At 56.8% G+C, this 6,293-nt stretch carries 5 protein-coding genes; 3 read left to right on the forward strand and 2 right to left on the reverse strand.

Annotated elements, in window-relative coordinates:
• Positions 1-1,001: 1,001 nt before the first annotated feature.
• On the forward strand, positions 1,002-2,609 hold the full coding sequence (locus CXY74_RS00080) for a multicopper oxidase family protein (RefSeq protein ID WP_104198539.1): 1,608 nt from the start codon (positions 1,002-1,004) through the stop codon (positions 2,607-2,609).
• 350 nt (positions 2,610-2,959) lie between these two features.
• On the opposite strand, the gene CXY74_RS18140 is transcribed toward CXY74_RS00080, so the two are convergent.
• Positions 2,960-3,091: a hypothetical protein gene (locus CXY74_RS18140; protein ID WP_255409499.1), complete on the reverse strand. Its 132-nt coding sequence runs from the start codon at positions 3,089-3,091 to the stop codon at positions 2,960-2,962.
• 528 nt (positions 3,092-3,619) lie between these two features.
• Here CXY74_RS18140 and CXY74_RS00090 point away from each other — a divergent pair.
• Positions 3,620-3,946, forward strand: coding sequence for an ATP-dependent DNA ligase (locus CXY74_RS00090; RefSeq protein WP_104198540.1), 327 nt, complete (start codon positions 3,620-3,622; stop codon positions 3,944-3,946).
• Between the two features lie 602 nt (positions 3,947-4,548).
• On the opposite strand, the gene CXY74_RS00100 is transcribed toward CXY74_RS00090, so the two are convergent.
• Entirely contained in the window at positions 4,549-5,289 is a 741-nt protein-coding gene (locus CXY74_RS00100) for a GAF and ANTAR domain-containing protein (RefSeq protein WP_370446104.1), read from the reverse strand.
• Positions 5,290-5,890: 601 nt separating this feature from the next.
• Here CXY74_RS00100 and CXY74_RS00105 point away from each other — a divergent pair.
• Positions 5,891-6,235 carry a metal-sensitive transcriptional regulator gene (locus CXY74_RS00105; protein WP_104198541.1) on the forward strand — a complete coding sequence of 115 codons (345 nt, stop codon included), beginning with the start codon at positions 5,891-5,893 and terminating at the stop codon, positions 6,233-6,235.
• The last annotated feature ends 58 nt before the right edge of the window (positions 6,236-6,293 follow it).

A 6,293-nucleotide genomic window follows, 5' to 3' on the forward strand; every position in this document is an offset into this window, starting at 1 on the left:
CAGATGACCGCCGATACTGCTTTCCGGAGAACGCGGCTCCGTCTCAGCGTCGGTCACGATGCGGGCCCGAACGATCGAATAATAAGTGTAGACAAGGGACTCCCTAGACGTGGTGAGTGAATCCACTGACAAGGTCCAGGGCAGCGCTTAAAATCTATGCGATCTCAATGGGAGATGTCAAGACAATTGATAGACAAGAAATCGGTCACATAGCTGTCGAGATAACGTCAATGACCACTGCGACTAAGAAGCCACGGTTTCAGCATCCGCGGAACAGGATTAATTCACGTCNTGTTTGCACCACGCAGACCGTCTGACAAACTATGTAACAAATTCTGAATTCCTGGGCGATACGGTCGTAATGTTATGCAATCGTTGCATTGACCACTTGAAACTATTGGCAATACTGGTTCTCTTCTCGGTCGGCGTTGATAGCACCGGGGCCGGTTGGTGGCAGTAAGTTCGTTTCTTCTCTTGCTGCTCGGAGTCGCAGTGGTCATTGTTCTCTCCATCAGCAGGACGGAGCTCCGCACGCCGCTGGGAGTATCTGTGGTCACTGCTGATGGGGGCGTGGCGCGCATTATCGACGTGGACTCATTGGTGGGTCACGGTTGGATGCTGGCCGAGCCTGCAGCGGAGTTGCGTGGAAAGATTCCCCGGTAATCCACCGGGTGCGGGTGGTCATCGGGGTGACGGCGCTGGAGCCTCAAGGCCTGAAATTTGCCGCTCGGCAGTACTCGATCGAGGGTTTGGGCCTAGCTATTCCCACGGCACCACGGTCGTCCCCGGTCAGGCAGACCGCCGCACAGGGCGAAACTATCCGAGCCACCTGTTCATCTGAATTTCATGATGAAGCTATTGCCTTGGCACCAGATAACAGCCATAATTCCTGATTTTCCCCCGGATCCAGACGTCACACTTCTGTAAGAAAAGATCCATATCCACCCGCCGCGATGCGTTATACCGTGCCTAATCCAACAGCATATAAAAGGATTAGCAGCATGACTATTTCACGGCGACAAGTTTTATTATTAGGTGGTGCAGGCGCGGTGGGAGTGGGTTTGTTGACACTCCCCCTGCGGAAGGCGGAAGCAGGAGCCGCGAGCGCTCTTGATCCAAGTGAATTGCCCAGGCCCTTTCAAACACCATTCGTTCAGGCGCCCATATTGCGCCCGGATCGAACGGGTATTGATCCCGTTGACGGGGCGCCCGTCCAGTATTACACCGTCGCGGAGGTGGCGGCCAGCGCTGCTATTCTTCCCCGATTAAAGACGCCAATTCTTGGGTATAACGGTATTTTTCCTGGCCCCACCATCAGCGTCGATCAGGGGACGAAGGCTGTGGTGCGCGTGCGTAATCAGTTACCCGCCAAGCACCCGCTCGACGGTCACCCGCTCTTCACATCCACGCACCTGCATGGATCGGCCTCGCTGCCACAATACGACGGCTACGCAAACGACATTACGAATCCGGGATTTCGCAAGGACTACTTGTACCCGAATTTTCAAGCGGCCCGCTCCGTGTGGTACCACGATCATGCGGTGCATAACACCGCGCTCAACGTCTACTCCGGCCTAGTCGCGCAGTATCACATGCATGATCCGCTTGAACGGGCGCTCCTTCCCCAGGGAGAATTCGACGTCGCCCTGACCATCAATGACGCCATGTTCGCAGTCGACGGATCACTTGGTTATGACAGTAATGACCACTCCGGGCTCTGGGGCGATGTGATCATGGTCAACGGCAGGCCGTGGCCGGTCATGAAAGTCAAGAAGCGCGTTTACCGGTTCCGCGTCCTCAACGCCTGCCTTTCCCGATCACTGCGTCCGACCCTCAGCACGGGTGATCCTGTGACGATGGTCGCCACCGACGGCGGGCTGATGCCGGTATCCCAGTCCGTGGCGAGCTGGCGCCACGCACCGGCCGAACGCTATGAAATCCTCATCGATTTCCGTAAATACACACCGGGCCAGCGGATCGAGCTGCGCAACCTGTCTAACAAAAACAATGTCGACTACGAGTTCACGAATTCGATTATGGCTTTTGACGTCGTTCCGGACACGGTGAACACGAACGATCCCACCTGGAATACGATTCCCGTGCAACTGGCCCCCTGCGAGGTCATGTCGCTCAAGCCTTCCGCAGCGACGGTTCAGCGCTCCTTCCGGGTCAACCGCAATAACGGTTTGTGGACCGTGAACGGCAGCACGTGGGAGCAAGTCGTTGCCAGCAACTTCCGTGAAGTGCTGGCGAATCCAGAACTGAACTCGGTAGAGGTCTGGGAATTTGCCAACAACGCCGGCGGCTGGTTTCACCCCATGCACCTACACCTGATCGACTTTCAAATTCTCAGCCGGAACGGTCGGGCTCCATTCGCATATGAGAAGGGTCCGAAAGACGTTGTCTACGTCGGCGAGAATGAAAACGTGAAGCTCCTGATGAAGTTCGGGCCACATCGTGGCCGGTACATGATTCACTGTCACAACACCGTGCATGAGGATCACGACATGATGGTTCAATATCGGGTTGGACCCGAGGACGCAGTAGATACCATCACGAACAACCCGATAACAGCGGCCCCAGCACAATGGGACAACGGATTAGCTTGACCGGGCTGGAAGTCGGGCAGAGGCTGAAGCTTGGCTACTGTGGTGCGAGCGCGAACTCTGTCGCGACCACATCACCCGTAACCAGTGCATCAGGGTCAAATGGACAGGGCGTTTTGAAAAAAGTGGTCTTCTTCTTCGCCCAGGAAGCGGGGCGCGCAGAGCAAGACCGGAGGGTCTTCTGCGCGCCCGCGTTCTCGCCACATCTTCTTATCAGAGGGACCCCCGGCCGCTTAGGCATTCGTTTGCGAGGCGCTGAGGAAGGATGAAGCACCGACCACGCTTCGGACAGTCGTCGTCCTTGGTCACAGCACGGATCAGGTCGTTGAGATCGAAGCCGTCGCGGTCTGGGCTTAGTTCAGCGCTGCCGCTTGCAGGTGCCGATTCTCAGCGCTGATCATCCAGGCGTACTGCTCCAACTTCTCGATGAAAAGGTGCAAAATATCCGCGCTGGTGGGATCTCCCTCGTCGACGTCATCATGCACGGCCCGCACGGTGCCTCGACGAGGTTCAGGCGTTCCGTGATGAAGTTGACCGCGTCCGTGGTGAGAACCTCGCCGGCGAAAAAGCTCAGCAAATACATGGTCACGGCGACGGTTTCAATGCGTCCGTCGGGCTGCAGGTCAAGGGCCGAAAGCATTCAGCCGATTGCTCAGACGATTTCATCGACCTGCATATGCAGCGCGATCAGGTCGACAAGAATCGACTGCAAATTCGTGCCAAGTATCTCAGAGGCGTTCGCGGTGTCTTTTCATGATGCGCGGATGGGCCTCAAAGTGCGATGTGACCGCTAAGCACGCGCCTGACATCAGGATCGGCTGGCCAGCACGTCAACCCGGAAAAAGTAAGCCCAAAATTGGGGCGAAAACGCTCCTATTTGGAGGTCTTGCTGAGTTTGTCTCGTTATCATCGGATAACCCAGTGCATTAATACGAACGCCTGGGGAAGAAATTTTTAGTTCTCGCGATTCGGCTTGCGCTTGTCAATGACGATGACCGATCAAGGGCAGGATCTTGGGCAAATTTACGTATGATTCGAGTGTCACCGTCGATTTCGAGGATCGGTTGCTCGCGCATATTCAGATCGTGATCGGAACCAAGCTGCGACGCGGGGAAGCGTTCTACTTCTCGTGGCGTAACGACTCTTTCGTTGGGGCAGGCCGCAGTGCTGTCTGGGTGCATCCGGGTATTTCTCTTGCCTTTAAGTACTTCGGCAGTAAGAGCCCGGTGGTCAACCGCGACTGGATCGAAATACTGTTGCTATCAGCCAACTCGGCTCATGGGCTGCAGATTCTCGCCGAGCCACCGCCGCGCGCACTATTGCGGCCGGCTCCGGCATAGTGGGCGTCATCGCTTGGGTGCAGGGCCGGGCCGGATCGTTCCGTGAGCCAGAGGTGCCGGTCGGCGGGAGCGTGGAGCGCTTCTTATGTCTCAACGTTGTGTCCGACGTCGCTTATGTAACCGAAAGCGACGCTCAATGAGCGTCGGCCAGCACGCCATCGTCGATTTTCGGAGGGATCAGCCAGACGACGCTGCTGGGCGCCGAACTCACGGCTCGTTCTTACGCGCGGAACGTAAGGCATATTTATATAGACACCGCCGCGAAAAAGTTCATCGAATATCTGAGCGATCCGGTGTGAGCAGTCTCAGGAGCTTTAGCCTGAGTAATCCAGCCTAAATGGTCATTGCGCTGGTGCGCTGGGCGATCGTCGTAATCAGCGCCCGCGTTCGAGCTGCCAACGCAGCCTCGACGTCGGCAGGCGTGAAGTGACGCACACGCTGTGGCATATCGCTGTTCTAACCGGTCTAAAGCGGTAAAAATCAACGGTGCGCGCTCGTCGAGCGCAAACGATCATTACCGGCTGGGCGCTGCGCGGCGTCTCCGATAGGGCGGCATAGTCATCTGGTCGGTGAACGGGGACCGATAGGTCCGCGGCAGCTCACTAGAGCATGATGCGGCTGTTAATGACATTGGCGGCACTGGTATGCATCGGTTCCTGATGCGAACGAGCATGTTCTCGAAGGCGAATGAATGCCTCGTCCATATTGATGCTGTTGCGCTCGGCGATGACACCCTTGGCCTGCTCGATGAAGACCCGACTGTTTAGCGCACGCTGGAGTTGTTCGTTTACCGTCGCACTCTCCCGAGCCGCGCGTTCGTGCAGGAGACTAATGCTCGCCACATCAGCCAACGCCTGCCCGATGATGGCGTCTTCATCGCTCAACACCCCTTTGTCCCGTCGGAACAGACTCAAAGCACCGATGGTATGCGGGCGAAAACGCAGCGGAATGGCATGAACGGAATGAAAACCCTGAGATAGCGCAGCGACCCGAAAATCAGGGTACCGACCTTCCTCCGCTTCGATGTCGCTCAACGTCACAACGTTCCCGGACCGATACGCGTCAACGCAAGGACCTGCTCCGGCTTCGCGCTGCAAGACCTCAACGACGTGGCTCTCCTCACTGGTAGACGCCAGGACCTGCAAGTTGCCGTGAGAGTCGGCCAGAAGTATGCCCGCTGCGCTGGCGTCAAGCAACACAACACATTGATCGACCAAGGTGCGCAACAGATCGAGCACGTCATACTCTCCGACAAGAGCATCAGCTAGTTCAACAAAAGCGCCGCTCACCAGCGCAGCCCGGGACATGCTCGTCATGCTCGTCATGCTCGTCATGCTCGTCATGCGTGCAAGTGTCACCCTCAACTCCCCTCGCGGGAACGGGTCAGACCCCAAAACACAGCGTTTTGGTAGAGTCCACGGTCACGCTGCCGCAGGGCACATTCAGATTTCGCGCATTTCAGCCAAGAACCGGCCCTCACACCCGTACAACAGCGATCACCGGACTCAACCGTGCCTGACACATATGAGATTGTGCTTCTGTAGAAGTCATACGGCCGGACCAATGCGCGTGCATCCCGGGGCGAGGCGGGCTTTGGCGAGACAACCGTCCCGTCGCTGATGCGGACGCAACCTGCTCCCCGCGACGAGCTCACCCAAGGTGTAAGCAGGGCATGCCGAATGACCGAATTAATCATGGCTACCCCGAGGTTAGGACAACGTAGTCTGCTCAAACATCAAGCGAAGTTCCATGGCTGTTGTTGTAGATCTTGCCGTCTTTCGGGTGCGTGAACTTCAACTCTGCACGAACCGTCATCGACGCGCACACATGTGCTCTCCACGAGTCCACAGCTGTATCCGATCTCGATGACCTTCGCCAGACGCAGAGCTGAGCCTCGCTTTCTCGCTTCCATAAATATACCACCGGGGGGTATATGCCTAATGCATGGGTGGGGCGGATACCTACTGCGCATGCCAGCGCCCACGCGAAAGGAACGAGAAGATCACGAACGAAAGCACCGACGTAACGGGCACAGCACATAGTTGGCCACACGGCTATATCTCCAATAAGAACGTCTACCGGAGGCGCCTGCGGCGCATCGAAGGACAGACTCGCGGCATCCAGGGAATGGTCACGGAGGAGAAATACTGCATCGACATCCTCACGCAAATTTCGGCCTCGACAAACGCTTTCCAATCCGTGGTCTTTGCCTTTCTTGACGACCACTTGAATCATTGTGTCTTGGAGGCAGCCTCAGCTGGCGGCCCCCTACGTGCCAGGGTTGGGTGAGGCCAGTAGCTAACAGCAAGTCCGCCGTTTGACGTAGGGCGAGAATCAGGAATCATCA

The sequence above is a fragment of the Cryobacterium sp. Y29 genome, assembly GCF_002929825.1.
Classification (GTDB): domain Bacteria; phylum Actinomycetota; class Actinomycetes; order Actinomycetales; family Microbacteriaceae; genus Cryobacterium.

Excerpts from the sequence above, each read along its gene's own strand:
- CXY74_RS00080 (WP_104198539.1), top strand. The coding sequence starts at position 1,002 with ATGACTATTTCACGGCGACAAGTTTTATTATTAGGTGGTGCAGGCGCG.
- CXY74_RS00100 (WP_370446104.1), bottom strand. The coding sequence starts at position 5,289 with ATGACGAGCATGACGAGCATGACGAGCATGACGAGCATGTCCCGGGCT.
- CXY74_RS00105 (WP_104198541.1), top strand. The coding sequence starts at position 5,891 with ATGGGTGGGGCGGATACCTACTGCGCATGCCAGCGCCCACGCGAAAGG.